At 68.5% G+C, this 17,269-nt stretch carries 15 protein-coding genes and 1 pseudogene; 6 read left to right on the top strand and 10 right to left on the bottom strand.

The window, feature by feature from the left end:
* Position 1: 1 nt before the first annotated feature.
* The 5 genes from AC1DFC_RS19275 to AC1DFC_RS19255 form a co-directional block, all read right to left on the bottom strand.
* A complete protein-coding gene (locus tag AC1DFC_RS19275; protein ID WP_478179808.1) occupies positions 2 to 1,549 on the bottom strand; it encodes an efflux transporter outer membrane subunit in 1,548 nt (515 codons plus the stop codon).
* A gap of 15 nt (positions 1,550 to 1,564) precedes the next feature.
* Positions 1,565 to 2,683 (bottom strand): ABC transporter permease, encoded by a 1,119-nt coding sequence (locus AC1DFC_RS19270; RefSeq protein WP_007838526.1) that lies wholly within the window; start codon positions 2,681 to 2,683, stop codon positions 1,565 to 1,567.
* Positions 2,684 to 2,694: 11 nt separating this feature from the next.
* A complete protein-coding gene (locus AC1DFC_RS19265) occupies positions 2,695 to 3,825 on the bottom strand; it encodes an ABC transporter permease (protein WP_007838528.1) in 1,131 nt (376 codons plus the stop codon).
* Positions 3,822 to 5,588 carry an ATP-binding cassette domain-containing protein gene (locus AC1DFC_RS19260; RefSeq protein WP_007838530.1) on the bottom strand — a complete coding sequence of 589 codons (1,767 nt, stop codon included), beginning with the start codon at positions 5,586 to 5,588 and terminating at the stop codon, positions 3,822 to 3,824. Before AC1DFC_RS19260 ends, AC1DFC_RS19265 begins: the two co-directional genes overlap by 4 nt.
* Before the next feature lie 153 nt (positions 5,589 to 5,741).
* The gene (locus tag AC1DFC_RS19255; RefSeq protein WP_007830624.1) at positions 5,742 to 6,752 is read right to left on the bottom strand and encodes an HlyD family secretion protein; all 1,011 of its coding nucleotides are present in this window, start codon (positions 6,750 to 6,752) and stop codon (positions 5,742 to 5,744) included.
* A 103-nt stretch (positions 6,753 to 6,855) separates the two neighbouring features.
* Here AC1DFC_RS19255 and AC1DFC_RS19250 point away from each other — a divergent pair, with 103 nt between their 5' ends.
* Positions 6,856 to 7,527 carry a TetR/AcrR family transcriptional regulator gene (locus AC1DFC_RS19250; protein ID WP_007830625.1) on the top strand — a complete coding sequence of 224 codons (672 nt, stop codon included), beginning with the start codon at positions 6,856 to 6,858 and terminating at the stop codon, positions 7,525 to 7,527.
* Here AC1DFC_RS19250 and AC1DFC_RS19245 read toward each other — a convergent pair.
* Genes AC1DFC_RS19245 through AC1DFC_RS19235 form a run of 3 tightly spaced genes read right to left on the bottom strand, consistent with a single transcriptional unit; the run spans position 7,505 to position 10,739 of the window.
* Positions 7,505 to 8,884 (bottom strand): phospholipase D-like domain-containing protein, encoded by a 1,380-nt coding sequence (locus tag AC1DFC_RS19245; RefSeq protein WP_007830626.1) that lies wholly within the window; start codon positions 8,882 to 8,884, stop codon positions 7,505 to 7,507. The genes AC1DFC_RS19250 and AC1DFC_RS19245 overlap by 23 nt on opposite strands.
* 30 nt (positions 8,885 to 8,914) lie before the next feature.
* On the bottom strand, positions 8,915 to 9,589 hold the full coding sequence (locus tag AC1DFC_RS19240; RefSeq protein ID WP_007830628.1) for a glutathione S-transferase family protein: 675 nt from the start codon (positions 9,587 to 9,589) through the stop codon (positions 8,915 to 8,917).
* Positions 9,590 to 9,617: 28 nt separating this feature from the next.
* Positions 9,618 to 10,739 carry a 5-methyltetrahydropteroyltriglutamate--homocysteine S-methyltransferase gene (locus AC1DFC_RS19235; protein ID WP_007830629.1) on the bottom strand — a complete coding sequence of 374 codons (1,122 nt, stop codon included), beginning with the start codon at positions 10,737 to 10,739 and terminating at the stop codon, positions 9,618 to 9,620.
* A gap of 277 nt (positions 10,740 to 11,016) precedes the next feature.
* Here AC1DFC_RS19235 and AC1DFC_RS19230 point away from each other — a divergent pair, with 277 nt between their 5' ends.
* From AC1DFC_RS19230 to AC1DFC_RS19210, 5 genes are all read left to right on the top strand, one after another.
* The gene (locus AC1DFC_RS19230) at positions 11,017 to 12,189 is read left to right on the top strand and encodes an ABC transporter substrate-binding protein (protein ID WP_007830630.1); all 1,173 of its coding nucleotides are present in this window, start codon (positions 11,017 to 11,019) and stop codon (positions 12,187 to 12,189) included.
* Between the two features lie 138 nt (positions 12,190 to 12,327).
* Entirely contained in the window at positions 12,328 to 13,200 is an 873-nt protein-coding gene (locus tag AC1DFC_RS19225; RefSeq protein WP_007830631.1) for a branched-chain amino acid ABC transporter permease, read from the top strand.
* Positions 13,201 to 14,199 (top strand): branched-chain amino acid ABC transporter permease, encoded by a 999-nt coding sequence (locus AC1DFC_RS19220; protein ID WP_007830632.1) that lies wholly within the window; start codon positions 13,201 to 13,203, stop codon positions 14,197 to 14,199.
* The gene (locus AC1DFC_RS19215; RefSeq protein ID WP_007830634.1) at positions 14,196 to 14,957 is read left to right on the top strand and encodes an ABC transporter ATP-binding protein; all 762 of its coding nucleotides are present in this window, start codon (positions 14,196 to 14,198) and stop codon (positions 14,955 to 14,957) included. The genes AC1DFC_RS19220 and AC1DFC_RS19215 overlap by 4 nt, the downstream gene beginning before the upstream one ends.
* The gene (locus tag AC1DFC_RS19210) at positions 14,950 to 15,654 is read left to right on the top strand and encodes an ABC transporter ATP-binding protein (protein WP_007830636.1); all 705 of its coding nucleotides are present in this window, start codon (positions 14,950 to 14,952) and stop codon (positions 15,652 to 15,654) included. Before AC1DFC_RS19215 ends, AC1DFC_RS19210 begins: the two co-directional genes overlap by 8 nt.
* Here AC1DFC_RS19210 and AC1DFC_RS19205 read toward each other — a convergent pair.
* Together AC1DFC_RS19205 and AC1DFC_RS19200 are read right to left on the bottom strand one after the other, a co-directional pair.
* The gene (locus AC1DFC_RS19205; protein WP_413333888.1) at positions 15,651 to 16,307 is read right to left on the bottom strand and encodes a DsbA family protein; all 657 of its coding nucleotides are present in this window, start codon (positions 16,305 to 16,307) and stop codon (positions 15,651 to 15,653) included. The genes AC1DFC_RS19210 and AC1DFC_RS19205 overlap by 4 nt on opposite strands.
* Positions 16,301 to 17,194 (bottom strand): annotated as a pseudogene (locus AC1DFC_RS19200) (MBL fold metallo-hydrolase); the annotation flags it as partial. The gene AC1DFC_RS19205 and the pseudogene AC1DFC_RS19200, both read right to left, overlap by 7 nt.
* Positions 17,195 to 17,269: the final 75 nt, after the last annotated feature.

Raw genomic sequence — 17,269 nt, 5'->3', positions numbered from 1 at the left:
ATCAGAGGTCTTCGGGTCGCAGGCCTTCGACGCGCATGCTGGCCGACGCCACGGCCTCGCCGCCCAGTGCCTTGTAGACGGCCACCAGCCCGACCGCGAGCCGGCTGGCGCTCTGCGCCTGGTCGCGCCGCGCCTGCAGCAGGGCGCGGCGCGCGTCGAGCTCGACGCCCAGGTCGGTGAGGCCGCCCTTGTAGCGGGCAGCCGCCAGCACCAGCGCGTCGCGGCCGCGGCGCTCGCGCTCGGCCAGTTCGGTCTGCCGCTGCCGCTCGGCGGCGTAGGCGGTGAGCGCCGAGTCGATCTCGTGCCAGGCCTTGAGCACGGTCTGCTGAAAGGCCACGGCCGCTTCCTGCTGCTGCAGCTCGCGCAGTTCGACGGCGCCGCGGCGGCGTCCGTTGTCGAAGATCGGCAGGCTGATCGACGGGCCCACGTGCCATTGCCGGCTGCCCCATTCACCGAAACGCTCGCTGCCCACCGATTCGTAGCCGAAGCCGGCGCCCAGCGTCACGCGAGGATAGAGATCGGCCACGGCCACGCCGATGCGGGCCGTGGCGGCATGCAGCTGCGCCTCGGCCGCCGCGATGTCGGGGCGGCGGYGCGCGAGTTCGGCGGGCTGGCCCAGCGCGAGGGCGGGGAGCGCCGGGGCGTCGAGTGCGTCGCCGGTGGCGGTGTCGGCCAGCTCGGTGTTCAGCGCGCCGGGCGCGGCACCGGCCAGCAGCGTGATGCGGTTCGTCGCATCGGCCTCCTGCAGCAGCAGCGCGGGAATGCGCGCGCGCAGTTCGGCGACCAGCGCGCGCTGGCGCACCGGGTCCAGGTCGGTGACGAGGCCGCTGTCGGCGCGCGCCTGCACCAGTTCGAGCGACTCGGCGGCTGCCGCGATGTCGGCGCGCGCGATGCGCAGTTCGCGTTGCGTGCCGCGCAGCTCGAAGTAGTTGCGCGCCAGCTCGGCCTGCACGCTGAGCCGGGCCTGCCGCAGCAGCGCGGACGAGGCGCTCGTGTCGGCATCGGCCGCCTCGATGGCCCGGCGCACGCGGCCCCACAGGTCGATCTCCCACGAGGCATCGAAGCCGGCCTGGTAAAGGTTGTAGGGCTCGCTGAGCGTGTGAATGAGCTGGTCGCGGTTGGAGACCGACGAGCCGATCGCATCGATCATCCGCGTGGCGGCACCGCTTTCGCTCTGGCGCTGCCGTGTGACGCCGGCGCTCGCGTTCACCTGCGGCCCCTGCTGCGCCGCCGTGGTGGTGCGCTGCACGCGGCTTTGTGCGAAGCGCAGGGCGGCAGTCTGAAGGTCGGGGTTGCTTGCGAGCACCATGGCTTCGAGACGGTCGAGCACCGGATCGTTGAAGGCCTTCCAATCGCCGGATGCGATGCCGCCGGTGGAAGCGCCCTGCCGTTCCGCGCCCAGCAGCGCGGGCGAGCCGCCGTGCCAGGCAGTCCAGTCGGCGGGCGTGCGCACCTCGGCCGGTTTGTGGTCGGGTCCTACGGCGCAGCCGGAGAGCAACAGGGAGAAGGCGAACGCGGTCGCGGCGCGAGGAGCGGACAGAAGAGGCATGGCGTGCTCCCGGTTTCAGACAAGACGGTTGCGGAACAGCCAGGCCGCCAGCGGCAGCGTGATGGCGGCGATGACTGCGAGCGGAATCAGGTTGTGCCAGACCGTGCCCAGCCCCACGCCTTCGAGGTACACGCGCTGCACGAGATCGATGGCAAAGCGCAGCGGGTTGGCCAGCGTGGCCACCTGCAGCACGTCTGGCATGTTGCGCACCGGCGTGGTCAGGCCCGACAGCAGCATCAGCGGCATGAGCAGCACGAATGCGTAGAGCATGGCCTGCTGCATGTTGGCCGACACGGCCGAGATCGACAGGCCGATGCCCACGCTCGCGACCGTGAAGAACACCAGCCCCGTGTACAGAGTGACGAGCGAGCCCGCCATCGGAATGCGGAACCAGAACAGCGCCACAAGCAGGATCAGCGACGACTGCACCAGCCCCACCAGCACCGGCGGCAGCGCCTTGCCGATCATGATCTCGAGCGGCGACATCGGCGTGACCAGCAGCTGGTCGAAGGTGCCTTGCTCGCGCTCGCGCGCCACCGACAGCGCGGTGAGCAGCAGCGTCTGCAGCATGCTGAGCGCAGCGATCATGCCGGGCAGCAGGTTCCAGCGCGTCTCGAGGTTCGGGTTGAACCATGCGCGCGATTCGATGACCAGCGGCGACGGCGGGGCGCCCGCGCGCGTGCGCAGTTCCGCGTTGTAGCGTTCGACCACCGCGCTCACGTAGCCCGCCGCCGAGCCCGCGGTGTTGGAGTTGCGCGCATCGAGGATCAGCTGGATCGTCGTGGTCTGCCCCGCGCTGAGCTGCTGCTCGAAGTTGGCGGGAATCTGGATGACGAGCAGCGCCTGCTCGGTGTCGACCACCTCGCGGATGTCGGCCTGCGAGCGCAGCGTGGCCACGCGGTGGAAGACGCCCGTGCTGTCCAGGTGCGCGATGAGTTCGGACGAGGCGCCGTTGCGGCTCTGGTCGAGCAACGCATAGGGCACGTTGGTGAGGTCGTAGGTCGCGCCGTAGCCGAAGACCAGGCTCTGCAGCAATGCCGGCGCGACCAGGATGGCGCGCGTGGCCGGGTCCTTGAGGATCGTCAGCAGCTCCTTGCGGCAGAGGTTGGCGATGCGCATGAGGAAATCGACCATGGCTTCGGCCCTCAGTCGAGGCTCTTGCGAGTTACCGCGCGCGCCACCAGCAGCAGGCCCACCGCGTACGCCAGCAGGATCGCGCAGTTGCGCCAGATCAGCGGCCACACGTCACCGGCGAGGAACAGCGTCTTGATCAGATCCATGAAATAGGTGGCCGGCAGCAGGTGCCCCACCACCCGAACGGCAGTGGGCACGTTGCGCAGATCGAACAGGAAGCCCGACAGCATCATCGAAGGCATGAAGGTCGCGATCAGAGCCACCTGGCTCGCGAGGAACTGGTTGCGCGTGACCGACGAGATCACGAGACCCAGGCTCACGGCCACGATCAGGTACAGCATCGAGCTGAACACCACCACCAGCAGCGAGCCGTACATGGGCACGGCGAACAGGTAGCGCGCGGAGAGCAGGCACAGCGTAAGGCCCAGCATGCCGACCGCGAAGTACGGAATGATCTTGGCCAGCAGGATCTCGACCGGCCGCACCGGTGTGACGAACAGCGCCTCCAGCGTGCCGCGCTCCCATTCGCGCGCCATCACCAGCGCCGTGAGGAAGGCGCCGACCAGCGTCATGATGAGCACGATCAAGCCCGGCACCAGATACCAGGTGCTGGTGTTCGCGGCGTTGAACCACATGCGCTGCTCGACGGCGACGCTGCCTGCGGCCGCGGCGCCGGCAGCGTCGCCGCTGCGGTCCGCCTGCCGCACGCCCGCTTGCGCGAGGGCGCCGCTCACGTAGGCCTTGATGATGCTCGCGCGCCCCGCGTCCGAGCCGTGCACGATGAGCTGCACGCGTGCGTTGCCGGCGGCGAGCGCGCGGGAGAAATCGGCCGGCACGCGCACGATGCCGTCGACCTTGCGCTCGCGCATCAGTTCCTCGGCGTCGTGCATCGAGCCCAGCAGGACCGGCGCAATGGTGGGCGAGAGCTGCAGCCCGGCAATGGCCTCGTGCGCGGTCGGCGAGGCGTCTTCCATGACCACGGCCACGGGCGCGTTCTTCACGTCGAGCGACATGCCGTAGCCGAAGATCAGGATCAGCACCATCGGTAGCAGGATGCCGATGGCGAGGTTGCTGCGGTCGCGCAGCAGCTGGCGGAACTCCTTGCGCGTGAGGGAGACCAGGCGGGACCGGAAGCCGTTCATGCCGCCACCTCTTCCGTGCTCTTGTGCCGCGCCTTCTCGACGATGCCGATGAAGGCCTGTTCCATGTCGATGCGTCTCTCGCTGTCTTCCTCGCCCAGCGCTTGCGCGCGCACCTCCTGCGGCGTGCCGATGGCCAGCACCTTGCCTGCGTCCTGGATCACGATGCGGTCGCAGTACTCCGCCTCTTCCATGAAGTGCGTGGTGATGACGACTGTGGTGCCGCCTTCCGACAGCGCCGTGATGCGGCGCCAGAACTCGCGGCGCGCGAGCGGGTCGGCGCCGCTGGTGGGTTCGTCGAGGAACAGGATCTCGGGCTCGTGCAGCAGGCCGGTGGCCATCGCCAGGCGCTGCCTGTAGCCGCCGGCCAGTTGGCTGCTGGGCGTGTCGAGTGCCTGGGCAAGGTCGAACTGGTGCAGCACCGTGTCCATCCGCTCGCGCAGCTTCGCGCCGCGCAGGCCGTAGGCCCCCCCGAAGAACGAGAGGTTCTCGCGCACCGTGAGGTTGCCGTAGAGCGCGAACTTCTGCGAGACGTAGCCGATGCGCTGGCGCGCCTGTGCGCGTGCATGCCGCAGGTCGACGCCGGCCACGCGCAACTGGCCGCCGCTGGCGGGCAGCAGGCCGCAGAGCATGCGGAAGGTGGTGGTCTTGCCCGCGCCGTTAGGGCCGAGCAGGCCGAAGATTTCGCCGCGCCGAACCGAGAAGCTGGTGTTGGCCACGGCGACGAAATCACCGAAGCGGCGCACGAGGTCCTTGACCTCGATGACCACCTCGCCCGATTGGCCGTCGGGCGTCGCCATGGCGGCTGGCGGAATGGTGTCGCTGGCGGGCGATGGCTGCGTTCGCAGCAGCATCATGAAGCCGTCTTCGAGGCGCGGCGCGACGGGCTCGGTGTGCGCGCCGTCGAGCAGCGCGTCGAGCCGCGCGCCGTCTGCTTCCTCGCGGCGGATGAAGCGCACCTCGCCGCCCTGCGGCACTGCATCGACGATGTCCTGCCGCGCGTCGAGCAGGCGAGCCTGAAGCAATCGCGGCGGCTCGCTGTCGGACGGCGTTGCGACAAAGCACAGGCCGCGCGCCCGGTCGCGCAGTTCGCCGGGCGCGCCCTGCGCCAGCAGCTTGCCGCCGCGCAGCACGAACACATGGCTGCAGCGCTCGGCCTCGTCGAGGTAGGCGGTGCTGACGATGACCGAGAGCTTTTCGTCGTCGACCAGTTGCTGCACGATCTCCCACAGCTCGCGGCGCGAGAGCGGGTCCACGCCCACAGTCGGCTCGTCGAGCAGCAGCAGGTCGGGCGAGCGCACCAGCGTGCAGGCCAGGCCGAGCTTCTGCTTCATGCCGCCCGAGAGCTTGCCGGCGGGGCGGGTGGTGAAGCGGCCGAGGTCGGTCATTTCCATCAGCCGTGCGTAGCGCTCGCGCCGCTGCGTGCGCGGCACGCCGTGCAGGTCGGCGTAGAGGTCGAGGTTCTCCTGCACGCTGAGGTCGTCGTAGAGGCCGAAGCGCTGCGGCATGTAGCTGATGCGGTCCTGCACCGCCTGCGGGTCGGCCGACACGTCGATGCCGAGCACGCGAAGCTCGCCCTGGTCGGCGCGCATCAGGCCGGCCATGAGGCGCAGCAGCGTGGTCTTGCCTGCGCCGTCGGGACCGACCAGCGCGGTGAGCGTGCCGGCGGGTACTTCGAGCGACACGTCGTCGAGCGCGTGCACGGCCGCGGCCGGCGCCTTCGGCACGAAGCGCTTGTGCAGCGAGCGCCCGGCCACGGCTTGCATTCAACAGCCCTCCGTGTGGGAAGTCTTGCTCCTTCCCCCGCTGGGGGAAGGCTGGGATGGGGGCAGGCAGAGCGCTCGACGGGTACGCCGTCTGCCCCCACCCCAGCCCTCCCCCAGAGGGGAAGGGAGCAATGCGGGAAGAAGGACGGTCATTCAGGGCCTGCCCGTCGAAGCCAGCTGCAGCCGCACGGTCGCCGGCATGCCGAGCCGCAGCCGGTCCTCCTTGTCGTCGACCATCACGCGGATCTCGTAGACGAGGCTGCTGCGCAGCTCCTCCGTCTGCACCGTCTTGGGCGTGAACTCGGCCACCGACGAGATGTAGCCGACCTTGCCCGCGATGGCCTCGCCGGGTTGGCTGTCGGTGCTCACGCGGGCCTCCTGCCCGGCGCGCACGCGGCCGAGGTCGGGTTCGGCCACGTAGGCGCGCACCCACTTGGGATCGGTGATGGCGAGCGTGAAGGCCGGGCGCTGCGGCGAGGCCATCTCGCCCGGTTCGAGCAGCCGGGCGCGCACGACGGCGTCGATGGGCGCCTTGAGCTCGGCCTCCGCGAGCTGGTGGTTCATGAGTGCGAGTTCGGCGCGGGCCGATTCGAGCTGGGCCTGCGCCTGCCCGATGTCTTCCTTGCGCGGCCCGGTGACAACCAGCTGCTGCGCCTTGTGCGCGTTGTCGAGCTGCGCCAGCGCCACCTTGCGCCTGGCCTGCGCGTTGTCGAGATCCTGCTGGCTCACCGCGCGGCCGGCCGTGGTGGCGCCGATGGCCTGCAGGCGCGCGAGCTGCTGCTGCGCCAGATCGGCATCGGCCTGCGCGGCGGCCACCTGGGCGCCGGCCTGCGCCACCTCCTCGGGGCGGCTGCCGGTCTTCAGGCGCAGCAGGACCTGCTCCTGCACGCCGATGCGCGCCTGCGACTGCGCCGCGCGCAGCACCAGCGAGCGGGTGTCGAGCCGGCCCAGTACCTGCCCGGCGCGCACGCGGTCGCCTTCGCGTACCGTCAGCTCGGCCACGCGCTCGTTGGCGTTGAAGGCCAGCGAGACCTGGCGCAGGTCGACGTTGCCGTACAGCACGAGCTGGTCGGAGGGCGCGGCCGAGCGGTGCGCGTACCACCAGCCGCCTGCTGCCGCGATGACTGCCACGGCGGCGATGGCGATAAGCGGTTTCCTGTTCATGGTGTGTGTCCTGACGAGGCTGCTTCTGTCCCCGGCCCTGTGTGATGTTATCAAATTGAAATTTGAATTTGAAGTATTTTTTCGTTTGGGTTAGCCTCGAGGAATGGCAACCCGCACTCCGCGCACCGACGGCAACACCACGCGCCTGCACATCCTCGAGACCGCGGGGCGGCTGTTCGCGGCGCAGGGTTTCGCGCAGAGCACCAGCAAGGAAATCTGCACCCGCGCGGGCACCAACATGGCCGCGATCAACTACCACTTCGGCGGCCGCGACGGGCTCTACGAGGCGGTGCTGATCGAGGCGCACCGGCAACTGGTGAGCCTCGACGAGCTGATGGCGCTGTCCATGGAGTCCACCGATGCGCGGCTCAAGCTGCGCGCCTTCCTCACGCACATGGTCGAGATGAGCGCGCAGCCGAAGGCGCCGTGGGGCTTCCGGGTGGTGCTGCGCGAGGCGCTGTCGCCGTCGCCGGCCATGCCGGCGATGATCCAGCGGGCGGTGCTGCCCAAGGCCAAGCTGCTGCGCGGCATCATCGGCGAGATCATGGGCTTGCCCGGCGACCATCCCTCGGTGCAGCGCAGCCTGCTGCTCACGGTGCTGCCGTGCCTGGTGATGACGGTGGCGCCCAAGGACCTGAGCAGCAAGGTGCTGCCGGCCTTGAAAGACACGCAGGCGCTGGCGGACGACCTGATGCGCTACGTGCTCGCCGGGCTCGACGCCGTGGCAAAGGACGCCAAGGCCGCCGAGCCGACTACAGCTGGAAAGCGACGGTAAGCAGCAGCCCCTCGGCCACGTCGCGCAGCAGCCCCGGTCGCCGCGCGCGGTAGGGTTCGCCGGCCGACGCGGTGGTCTCGATCCACTCGGCCAGCCAGTCAATGTGGTCCTGGCCGTAGAACACCACGGCGGCCTCGTGATTCAGCAGCAGGCTGCGCAGGTCGAGGTTGATGGAGCCGCAGATGGCGAGTTCGTCGTCCACCACCACGGCCTTGGCGTGCGCCATGAACGGGAGCATGCGAAAGCTCACGCCCGCGCGTGCCAGGTCGCGCATGGCGCGTGCGCGCACGAAGTCGGCCAGTCGGTGGTTCGACTTCGCCGGCATCGCGATGGTCACCTGCACGCCGCGCCGCGCGGCCAGCCGCAGTGCGTCGCGCAGGCCGTCGCCGGGCACGAAGTAGGGCGTGATCGCGAGGATGCGTTGCTCGGCGCGGAAGCACGCGTCGATCAGCAAGGCATGCGCCGTGTCCTCAGTCTGGTCGGGGCCGCTCGGCAGGAACTGGGCCATGGCCGTGCCCGGGCCCTCGGCAACGTCGTCGCACGTGATGGCGCGGGCCTTGCGGCTGCGCACCGAGGTCCAGTCGTGGTCGAACTGGCGCGCCGCCGCCGCGGCCACGCTGCCGCGCAGATCGAACGACAGGTCGTACCAGGCCTCGGGATGCTTGTCGTTGCCGGTGAAATACTCGCCCGCGAGGTTGCGCCCGCCCGACCAGAGCCAGCTGTCGTCGGCAATGGTGAACTTGCGGTGGTTGCGCAGGTTGCGCGGCCCGATGCGGCGCAGGCTGAAGAAGGGGCGGAACACCGCCACCTCGCCGCCCGCCGCGCGCAGCCGGTCGAAGTGATGGCGCGGCAGCGACAGCGCGCCGAAGCCGTCGAGCAGCACCCGCACCTTGAGCCCCTCGCGCGCCCGCCTGGCGAGCCGCTCGATCACCGCATGGCCGAGTGGGTCGTCGCCGATGATGAAGGTGCACACGTCGATGCGCTCGCGCGCGCCGTCGATCACCTGCCACAGCGCCTCGCGCGCGGCCTCGCCTTCGGCATGCATGCGGATCGCGCAGCGCCCCGGCGGAGCGAGGCCGAAGCTCTCGATCAGGTCGGCCGCCCAGTGGCCCGGCGGCACCGAGCGCGGCGGCCGCGGCGAGCCCGCCGGGCGCAGCTTGCGCTGGCCGAACAGCAGGTACATCGGCAGGATGAAATAGGGCATCAGCACCAGCCCCATGACCCAGGCGATGGCCGTGGTGGGTGCGCGCTGCTCGCGGCGCGCGCGCGTGGTCAGGACGTAGACCAGCAATGCGAAAGTGACGACGAGGAAATGCTGCGAAGGGGAGGGCAGCCAGTCGAACCCTGTGATCGGCATGGAGCGATGATGCCTCAGCGCCGCCGGCCTTCAGCGTTGGAGGAAGGCCGGCACGCCGCGCCCCTGCGAGGCCAGGAACCGCATCATCGGGTCGACCACCGCGCGCACCGCGGGGCGGTCGCCCACGCGTGTGCGCCAGGCCAGCAGGCGCGGCGTGGCGTCGGTCATGCCGGCGCCCTTGCGGTCGGCGAACACGCAGGCCATGTAGAAGGCGATGTCGGCGAAGGAGTAGGGGCCGGCGAGGTACACGCGCGTGGCCAGCAGGCCTTCCATTTCTTCATAGAAGCGCGCGCAGCCGGCGCAGGCCGCGATCGCCGCGGCGCTGTGCATGTCGTGCTGCAGGCCGAAGAGCTTGATGACGTTGGGAAAGAAGACCTCGTCGGACTTCTGCTCCAGCTGCCGTGCGCGGGCCCGTTCGGCGATGCCCTCGGGCCACAGCGCAGGGGCGGGGTAGCGGTCTTCGAGGTATTCGAAGATCTGCGTCGAGTCGAACAGCTCGACCCCGCCGTCGATCTCGTCGGTCAGTACGGGCACCTGCTGCTTGACCGGGTTGACCCGCAGCACCACCGGGTGCTTGGGCTCGTAGGCGTCGCCCTCGATGAACGGCACCATGACCAGTTCGAAGGCAAGGCCTTTTTCGCGCGCCGCGATCTCGACCTTGGCGCCGAACATGCTGAGGGGGCCGGAGTAGATGTGAATCGTCATGGGCCCCGACTTCAACAGAAATGGCGCTTCAGGTCGAGCCCCAGACTTCCTGTGCAGTCTCGACCACGAGGCGCAGCTTGGCGCGCTGCGCTTCCACGGCGATGTTGTTGCCGTGCACCGTGCTGGAGAAGCCGCATTGCGGCGATAGCGCGAGCTGTTCGAGCGGGGCGTACTTGGTGGCATCTTCGATCCGGCGCTTGAGCTCGTCCTTGTCTTCCATCTCGCCGAACTTGGTGGTCACGAGGCCGAGCACCACGGTCTTGCCCTTGGGCAGGTAGCGCAGCGGCTTGAAGTCGCCCGAGCGGGCGTCGTCGTATTCCATGAAGTAGGCGTCGAGATCCATCTCTTTCAGCAGCGCCTCGGCCACCGGTTCGTAGTTGCCGGCCGCTGCGTGCGTGCTCTTGAAGTTGCCGCGGCACAGGTGCATGGCCAGCAGCATGCCCGGCGGCTTCTGCGCGACCACCTTGTTGATGAAGGCGGCGTAGCGGTGCGGCAGCTCGTTGGGGTCGTCGCCGCGCTTGCGGGCGGCTTCGCGCATGTGCTCGTCGCACAGGTAGGCCAGGTTGGTGTCGTCCATCTGCACGTAGGTGCAGCCGGCTGCAGCCAGCGAGCGCAGCTCGTCGCCATAGGCCTTGGCCACGTCGTCGTAGAACACCGGGTCGAGCTCGGGATAGTGTTCCTTGCTGATGCCGGCGCGGCCGCCGCGGAAGTGCAGCATGGTCGGCGAGGGGATGGTCACCTTCGGCGTGCGGCCCGCCGAAACCTGGCTCTTGAGGTACTGGAAGTCGGCGAGCTGGATGTCCTTCACGTGGCGCACCTTGTCGATCACGCGCATCGCGGGCGGCGCCAGTTCCTCGGTGCCGTCGGGCTTGCGGATGGTGACCGGAATGTCGGTCTTCACGCCGCCGAGCTGGTCGAGGAAGTCGATGTGGAAGTAGGTGCGGCGGAACTCGCCGTCGGTGATGCTCTTCAGGCCGATGTCTTCCTGGAAGCGGACGATCTCGGTGATGGCCTTGTCTTCGACCAGGCGAAGCTGCTCGGGCGTGATCTCGCCCTTGGCCTTCTGCTCGCGCGCTTCGAGCAGGTACTTGGGGCGCAGGAAACTGCCCACGTGGTCGTAGCGGGCGGGCAAGGCGGCGTGCTGGGACATGGATGACTCCGTCGTGATGGGGGAACGAGCGGAACATCGTATCGCCTTCGAAACATCGGCGGCTTGAATCAAACGACCCGGCGCGGCTGCGCCTACTGCGCCGACAGCCGGCACGCACGCAGGCGGAAGCTGCCATGCGCGATGATCGCGCGGTTCATCTGGTTATCGCGCAACAAAGAATCCCGTCGGAGACCGCTAGGTGATTGCCAGCTCCGCCGGGTGTTGCAAAGTGTTGAAAATAGCCCGGGTTCGCGTTCCGCCCCTCAAAGGAAAAACCATGCAAAGACGCCATCTCATCCAGACCGCCGCCCTGTCGGCGCTAGCGCTTTCAATGTCGCTGGCCAGCGCCCAGGACAACAAGTTCAAGATCGGCCTGATCCTGCCGATGACGGGCCAGTCGGCCTCCACCGGCCGCCAGATCGAAGCTGCCGCGCGCCTCTACATGGCCCAGAACGGCGACACCGTGGCCGGCAAGAAGGTCGAGCTGATCGTCAAGGACGACACCGGCCTGCCCGACGTCACCAAGCGCCTGGCTCAGGAACTGGTGGTGAACGACAAGGTCAACGTGCTGGCCGGCTTCGGCCTCACGCCGCTGGCGCTGGCCGTGGCGCCGATCGCCACGCAGTCGAAGACGCCTGAAGTGGTGATGGCCGCCGCCACGTCGAGCATCACCGAAGCTTCGCCCTACATCATCCGTTCGAGCTTCACGCTGCCGCAGGTGTCGGTGGCCATGGGCGACTGGGCGCCGAAGAACGGCGTGAAGACAGTCGTCACGCTGGTGGCGGACTACGGTCCCGGGAACGACGCCGAGAAGTTCTTCAGCGAGCGCTTCCAGCTCAACGGCGGCAAGGTGCTCGAGAAGCTGCGCGTGCCGCTGCGCAACCCCGACTTCGCCCCGTTCCTGCAGAAGGTTCGCGACGCCAAGCCCGACGCGCTGTTCGTCTTCGTGCCCTCGGGCGCGGGCGCGGCCGTGATGAAGCAGTTCCTCGAGCGCGGCATGGACAAGGCCGGCATCAAGATGATCGCCACCGGCGACGTGACGGACGACGACCAGCTCAACGACATGGGCGACGGCGCGCTGGGCGTGGTCACCTCGCACCACTACTCGGCCGCGCACCCCTCGGCGATGAACAAGAAGTTCGTCGAGGCCTTCCAGAAGGCCAACCCCAAGATGCGCCCCAACTTCATGGCCGTGGGCGGCTATGACGGCATGCGCGTGATCTACGAAGCGCTCAAGACCACCAAGGGCCAGGGCGGCGGCGAAGCGCTGCTGGCGGCCATGAAGGGCCAGGTCTTCGAGAGCCCGCGCGGCCCGGTTCTGATCGATGCGCAGACGCGCGACATCGTGCAGGACGTGTACCTGCGCAAGGTCGAGAAGAAGGACGGACAGCTCTACAACGTCGAGTTCGACGTGATCAAGGGCGTGAAGGATCCGGGAAAAGCTAAATAATGCTCGCCCCCAGGCTGCGCGCACTTCGTGTCGCTTCGCCTTCCCCCTACCGGGGGCAACACCAAAGGCCCGGCAAAGCCGGTTCCTCGGTGTTTCCCGAAGAGACCGCAGCGCGCGGCAAGCTGGTGAATCGCTGATATGTTGACCATTCTTTTCGACGGCATCGCCTACGGCATGCTGCTCTTCGTGCTCGCCGTCGGCTTGGCCGTGACGCTCGGGCTGATGAACTTCATCAACCTCGCGCACGGCGCCTTCGCCATGGCGGGCGGGTACCTCACCGTGTTCGCGATGCAGAAGCTGGGCCTGCCGTTTCTGGCCTGCCTGCCGTTCGCGTTCATCGTCGTCGCGTTGGCCGGGGCTTTGCTCGAACGCACGCTCTATCGGCCGATGTACGGCAAGCCGCACCTCGACCAGGTGCTTTTTTCCATCGGCCTCGCCTTCATGGCCGTGGCGGCCATCGACTACTTCGTGGGATCGTCGCAGCAGAACGTGCAGCTGCCCGAGTGGCTGCGCGGCCGTACCGAAATCGGCGATGGCGCGCTGCTGCTGGGCATGGGGCACTACCGGCTCTTCATCATCGGCGTGTGCGCCGTGCTCACGGTGGTGCTTCAGCTCATCCTGTCGAAGACGCGCTTCGGCAGCCGGCTGCGCGCGGCGGTCGACGACCCGCGCGTGGCGGCGGGGCTGGGCATCAACGTGAACATCGTGTTCCTGCTGACCTTCGCCGTGGGCTCCGGGCTCGCGGGGTTGGGCGGTGCGCTGGGCGCGGAAATTCTCGGGCTCGACCCGACCTTCCCGCTCAAGTACATGATCTATTTCCTGATCGTGGTGTCGGTCGGCGGCACCTCGTCGATCACCGGGCCGCTCGCGGCGGCGCTGCTGCTGGGCATTGCCGACGTGGCGGGCAAGTACTTCATTCCGAAGATGGGCGCGTTCACCGTCTACCTGCTGATGATCCTCATATTGATGTGGCGGCCCCAGGGCCTGTTCACCCGCAAAGGGGGGCGCTGAATGAGCACGCCTTCTTCTGCGACCGATTTCCAGTCGGCCCTGCTGCGCAAGGCGCGCTGGCACTCGCTCGAGTTCGTCGTCTGGGCCGCGGCCTTCGCGCTGCCGCTCGTGATGCCTTCGCACTCGCTGCTGATCAACGAGATCGCCATCGTCGCGCTGTTTGCGATGTCGCTCGACCTGATCCTCGGCTACACCGGCATCGTGTCGCTGGGCCATGCCGCCTTCTTCGGCTTCGGCGCGTATGCGGCGGCGCTGTTCGCCAAGCTCGTGATGCCCGACCCGACCGTGGGGCTCGTGGTCGCCACCGTGCTCTCCGCGCTGCTGGGCCTCGTCGCCAGCGTGACGATCTTGCGCGGCAGCGACCTCACGCGCCTGATGGTCACGCTCGGCACCGCGCTGCTGCTGCTCGAACTCGCCAACAAGCTCGACTGGCTGACCGGCGGTGCCGACGGCCTGCAGGGCGTGGTGATGGGACCGGTGCTCGGCCTGTTCGACTTCGACCTGTACGGCCGCACGGCCGCCTGGTATTCGCTGGCCGTGATGCTGCTGCTGTTCCTGCTGATGCGCCGGCTGGTGCATTCGCCGTTCGGCGCGACGCTCAAGGCCATCCGCGACAACCGGCTGCGCGCCATGGCCATCGGCATCCCGGTGGTGTCGCGCCTTGCGGTCATCTACACCGTGGCAGCCGGCATCGCCGGAGCCGCGGGCGCGCTGCTGGCGCAGACCACCGGCTTCGCCTCGCTCGACGTGCTGGCCTTCGACCGCTCGGCCGACGTGCTGCTGATGCTCGTCATCGGCGGCGTGGGCTGGCTCTATGGCGGCGTGGCGGGCGCCATCGTGTTCAAGCTGCTGCAGACCTGGCTGTCGGCCGTGACGCCGCAGTACTGGATGTTCTGGATCGGCCTGATCCTGGTGCTGCTGGTGCTGGTCGGGCGCGACCGGCTGCTGAAGCCCTGGACGTGGTTCGGCGCCGGCAAGAAGAAGGGTGGAGCGGCATGAGCGACACCGTTCTTTCCACCCACGGCCTCGTGATGCGCTTCGGCGGCATCACGGCCACCAACAACGTGTCGATGGAGCTCAAGCGCGGCGCGCGCCATGCGCTGATCGGCCCCAACGGCGCGGGCAAGACCACGCTGATCAACCAGCTCACGGGCGTGCTCACGCCGACCGAAGGCCGCATCACGCTGCTGGGCGAAGACATCACGACGCTCGCGCCGCACAAGCGCGTGGCGCGCGGGTTGGTGCGCACGTTCCAGATCAACCAGTTGTTCGATTCGATGACGCCGCTCGAAACGCTGGCGCTCGTGGTGTCGCAGCACCAGGGCATCGGCGCGCAATGGTGGCGTCCGCTGGGCGCCAGCAAGGCCATCGCCGAGCGCGCGACGCAACTGCTCGAGCAATTCCACCTGAGCGACGTGGCACAACAGCAGGTGAAGCACCTGGCTTATGGCAAGCGCCGCCTGCTGGAGATCGCCATCGCGCTGGCCTGCGAGCCGCGCGTGCTGCTGCTCGACGAGCCGGTGGCGGGCGTGCCCGCCGGCGAGCGCGAGGAGCTGCTGCAAACCGTGGCCGCGCTGCCGGCCGACGTGTCGGTGCTGCTCATCGAGCACGACATGGACCTGGTGTTCAGCTTTGCCGACCGCATGACGGTGCTGGTCAACGGCACGCTGCTGACCGAGGGCGACCCTGAAACCATCGCCAACGATCCCAAGGTGAAAGAGGTCTATCTGGGCCACGGAGAAACCGCCCATGTCTGAGCTGCTGCGCATCGAGAACCTGAGTGCCGGCTACGGCGAGGCCGTGGTGCTGCACGACGTGGCGTTCGCGCTCGGCGAGGGCCAGACGCTGGCGCTGCTGGGCCGCAATGGCACGGGCAAGACCACGCTGATCAATACGCTCGCGGGCGCCACGCGCCAGCATGGCGGCAGCATCGCGCTGAGCGGACAGGCGCTGCACAAGCTGGCGCCGCACCAGCGCGCGGCAGCCGGCATCGGCTGGGTGCCGCAGGAGCGCAACATCTTCAAGTCGCTCACCGTGCACGAGAACCTCACGGCCGTGGAACGGCCGGGCAAGTGGAATCCGCAACGGGTCTACGAGATGTTCCCGCGTCTCGCAGAGCGCAAGACCAACCTCGGCACGCAGCTGTCGGGCGGCGAGCAGCAGATGCTGGCCGTGGGCCGCGCGCTGGTGCTGAACCCCAAGCTGCTGCTGCTCGACGAGCCACTCGAAGGGCTCGCGCCGATCATTGTGGAAGAGCTGCTGCGCGCCATCCGCCGCATCACGCAGGACGAGGGGCTGGCCGCGATCATCGTGGAGCAGCATCCGCAGGCGATCCTCGCGATCTCCGACGAAGCAGTGGTGTTGGACCACGGCACCATCGTGCACAAGGACAGCGCCGCGGCGCTGCGCACCCAGCCGCAGGTGCTGGACCGGCTGCTGGGCGTGGCGCGCTAGACGAGTTCCGCGAGGCGCGCCTTCCAGTCTTCGGTACGGCCCAGCCACGGGCCGACCTCGATGCGGCTGGCGCTGCCATCGGCCCGCGTCAGCACGAAGGTCGGGAATCCCTGGCCGCCCGCACGTTGCAGCAGCTGGCGGCTTTCGGCGATGTGTTGCGCGGTCGCTTCTCCCGCCAGGCGCTCGACGGCTGCAGCAAAGGCTTCGGTATCGAAACCGAGTTCCGCGGCCACCGCCTTCAGCACTTGCGCGTCGGCGATGCGTCGGCCTTCGACATAGTGCGCACGCTGCAGGCGATGCACCATGTCCAGCCCACCGCCTGAGCGCAGCGATTCGGCCGCGAGGATGGCGGTGATCGGCGGCTCGGAATCCATCACCGCGCCGGTGTCGCGCAGCAGTCCTTCGAAGTAGCCTTCGCCGAAGGGCTGGCCCGTCATCTCGGCGATGCGCCGGTCGTGCGGTATCACGTACTCGCGCCACTGCGGCGTGATTGCGCGGCGGTTGGCGCCGGTCATCATGCCGCCGCCATGGAACGCGACCTGCAGGCCCGGCATGTTGCGCGCCGCGTCGACCAGCGGCGCCGCGGCGTAGCACCAGCCGCACAGCGGGTCGAAGATGTAGTGCAGGGTGATGGTGTCGTTCACTGCGGCCATTTCATTTCTCCCTTGATGACCTTGGCGCCGAGTTCCAGCGACGAAGTGCCTTCCAGCTTCGGGTAGCGCTTCTTCATCGCGGCGATCAGCGCGACCGAGCCCTTGGCCTTGGCGGCTTCGGTTTCGAAGGCCTGCAGGTAGCTGCGCGTGAACTTCACCGAGGCCAGCGTGTAAGGCGCCGAGCCGTTGGCGTTCGGCAGGTAGTGGCCGGGCACCACGGTCTTCGGGTGCAGTGCCTCGATGCGGCCGAGCGTCTTGATCCATTCCTGGCGCGATTCGGGCGTCTGCGTGTCGGCCACCCACACGTGGATGTTGGCCGAGACGGGGATGCCGCCGACCACGGCCTTCAGCGAAGGAATCCAGCCGAAGGTGCGTTCGGGCGTGGGGCCGTCGAGGCCGACGACCTGGATCTTGCGGCCTTCGAGCGTGAGGCTGTCACCGGCCAGCGGCTCGGGTACGAGCAGCGCCTTGGGCGCGTTGTCCTTGAGGATCGGGCCCCAGTGCGCGAGCTTGCCGTCCTTCGAGGCCTGGATCGCGGCCACGGTCTGCGGCGTGGCGACGATCTTTGCGTCGGGGAAGGCGGCCTGGATCACATCGAGGCCGAAGTAGTAGTCGGGATCGCTGTGGCTGATGTAGACCGTGGTGAGCTTCTTGCCCGTGGCCTTGATCTTCTGCACCAGCGCCTCGGCGTCGTTGCGCTGGAACTGGGCGTCGATCAGCACGGCGTCGGTCTGGCCCGTGACGATTTCCGAAGAGACCGGGAACATCGATTTCGTGCCGGGGTTGTAGACGTCGAGCTTGAGCGGCTGGGCCGCCTGCGCGGCAAGCGGGGCGAGGCTCAGCGTGGTGGCGAGGGCAGCGGCGGAGAGGAGGGCTCTGCGGAACATGGCGGCGATCTTTCTGAATGTGTGATGCGAAGAGGTGACAGCGCTGAATGCCCCGAATGTTAGGTTGCGAGAATC

The sequence above is a fragment of the Variovorax sp. 10L421 genome (assembly GCF_056395365.1).
This window is presented reverse-complemented; position numbering and strand designations above follow the sequence as displayed.

Coding starts and splice junctions, on each gene's coding strand:
- AC1DFC_RS19225 (WP_007830631.1), top strand. CDS start 12,328: ATGTTGACCATTCTTTTCGACGGCATCGCCTACGGCATGCTGCTCTTC.
- AC1DFC_RS19260 (WP_007838530.1), bottom strand. CDS start 5,588: ATGCAAGCCGTGGCCGGGCGCTCGCTGCACAAGCGCTTCGTGCCGAAG.
- AC1DFC_RS19235 (WP_007830629.1), bottom strand. CDS start 10,739: ATGTCCCAGCACGCCGCCTTGCCCGCCCGCTACGACCACGTGGGCAGT.
- AC1DFC_RS19245 (WP_007830626.1), bottom strand. CDS start 8,884: ATGCCGATCACAGGGTTCGACTGGCTGCCCTCCCCTTCGCAGCATTTC.
- AC1DFC_RS19220 (WP_007830632.1), top strand. CDS start 13,201: ATGAGCACGCCTTCTTCTGCGACCGATTTCCAGTCGGCCCTGCTGCGC.
- AC1DFC_RS19240 (WP_007830628.1), bottom strand. CDS start 9,589: ATGACGATTCACATCTACTCCGGCCCCCTCAGCATGTTCGGCGCCAAG.
- AC1DFC_RS19265 (WP_007838528.1), bottom strand. CDS start 3,825: ATGAACGGCTTCCGGTCCCGCCTGGTCTCCCTCACGCGCAAGGAGTTC.
- AC1DFC_RS19255 (WP_007830624.1), bottom strand. CDS start 6,752: ATGAACAGGAAACCGCTTATCGCCATCGCCGCCGTGGCAGTCATCGCG.
- AC1DFC_RS19250 (WP_007830625.1), top strand. CDS start 6,856: ATGGCAACCCGCACTCCGCGCACCGACGGCAACACCACGCGCCTGCAC.
- AC1DFC_RS19270 (WP_007838526.1), bottom strand. CDS start 2,683: ATGGTCGATTTCCTCATGCGCATCGCCAACCTCTGCCGCAAGGAGCTG.
- AC1DFC_RS19215 (WP_007830634.1), top strand. CDS start 14,196: ATGAGCGACACCGTTCTTTCCACCCACGGCCTCGTGATGCGCTTCGGC.
- AC1DFC_RS19205 (WP_413333888.1), bottom strand. CDS start 16,307: ATGGCCGCAGTGAACGACACCATCACCCTGCACTACATCTTCGACCCG.
- AC1DFC_RS19210 (WP_007830636.1), top strand. CDS start 14,950: ATGTCTGAGCTGCTGCGCATCGAGAACCTGAGTGCCGGCTACGGCGAG.
- AC1DFC_RS19230 (WP_007830630.1), top strand. CDS start 11,017: ATGCAAAGACGCCATCTCATCCAGACCGCCGCCCTGTCGGCGCTAGCG.